This is a genomic window from Shewanella sp. 11B5 (assembly GCF_002836795.1).
GTDB classification, from domain to species: Bacteria; Pseudomonadota; Gammaproteobacteria; order Enterobacterales; family Shewanellaceae; genus Shewanella; species Shewanella frigidimarina.
The window spans coordinates 1-1336 of the sequence record NZ_PJAP01000087.1 but is presented as its reverse complement, the minus strand read 5'-3'; the positions used below and the strand labels follow the sequence as shown (position 1 = coordinate 1336).

Below are 1336 nucleotides of genomic sequence, written 5' to 3'. Positions count from 1 at the left end.
CAAGTTAAAGCCTTATGCGCCAAACGTGGTGTTATTGTCTGTTCCTCAAACTATGAACTTTATGCTGACTTATCTAGCAAAATGATGGATATCATTGGCCGCTTTGCCCCTGAGCAACATGTCTACTCTATTGATGAAAGCTTCCTCTCTTTTAAAAACTGCTATCCCGCTATCAAATGCCTCCTTACGCAAGGCCAGTTAATCCGCCGTGCTGTGTGGAAAGAAGCGCGGCTAGCAGTCTGTGTGGGTATTGGTGAAACGCTTACTCTTTCTAAAATAGCCAACCATGCAGCTAAGAAGATTGAGGGCTACAAAGGAGTTTGTTTCATTAGTAATGAGCAAGAGCGTATAGCTATTTTAAAGCAGCTTGCTGTAGGGGATGTATGGGGGATAGGCCGCCGAATAAGTAAGAAGCTTGAATTAATGAATATCCGTACTGCGTTTCAACTTGCGTCTATGCCGCCGACACTGGCAAGAAAGCAATTTAGTATTGAAATAGAACGTACCGTTCGTGAGCTTAACGGCCAAGCCTGTAAAATATGGGATGAGTCGAGGGCAGATAAAAAGCAGATATTTTCGACTAGAAGCGTAGGTGAGCGCATCACAGATTATTCGTCGTTATTACAAGCATTGAGTAAGCATGTTGCTATCGCAGCGAGTAAAGCACGTAAGCAAGGTTCAAACTGCAAGACCTTGCTGATTTTTGCCAGTAATTCACCCCATGATGAACGGCCTGTAAGCTATAAAGCTATTGTACATTTTCCATGTCCAACCAACTGCACTGTTGAGCTAACCAAAGCTATGAGTGAGGCCGCACCAAAGCTATTTCGTGAGTTCGTACATTATTACAAAATCGGTATAGGGCTTATCGATTTAGCTAGCGAAAAACATAACCAATTCGATTTATTTAACCCTTCAAAGGCTAATCCCGCTTTGATGAATACGCTAGATGACATTAACCAACGCTATGGCAGTGATACGATGTTTCTAGCAGCTCAAGGCATAGAGCACAAGTGGTCAATGCGCCGTGATTTGCTAACGCCACAATACACAACCAAATGGTTCAGTGTACCCAGCATTAAGTGCTAACTAGGTTTTTGCTTTGATTAATGTTTTCACTGTTAGTATCACTCATATGCTTGGTTTAATTAGATAAATCAGACATTAGCTAATCACTGTTCCTTAGCTTGAAGCATTCGATGAACCTTCTTAAAATTGGTCTACCTTTCTTTTTACTGGCTTTTAGCTCAACAGCTATTGCAGCTGGAAATACGCGGCTTAGGAGGAGTTATTTATGTGCATATATGCTATGAGTATTGATTTTAAGGGCTTCTAC

1 protein-coding gene is annotated in these 1336 nt (G+C 41.6%); it reads left to right on the top strand.

Features of this window, described 5'->3' with window-relative positions; genetic code table 11:
* The coding region (locus tag CXF78_RS00725; RefSeq protein WP_102035706.1) for a Y-family DNA polymerase at positions 1 to 1089 on the top strand (1089 nt) is incomplete at its 5' end.
* Positions 1090 to 1336 lie beyond the last annotated feature (247 nt).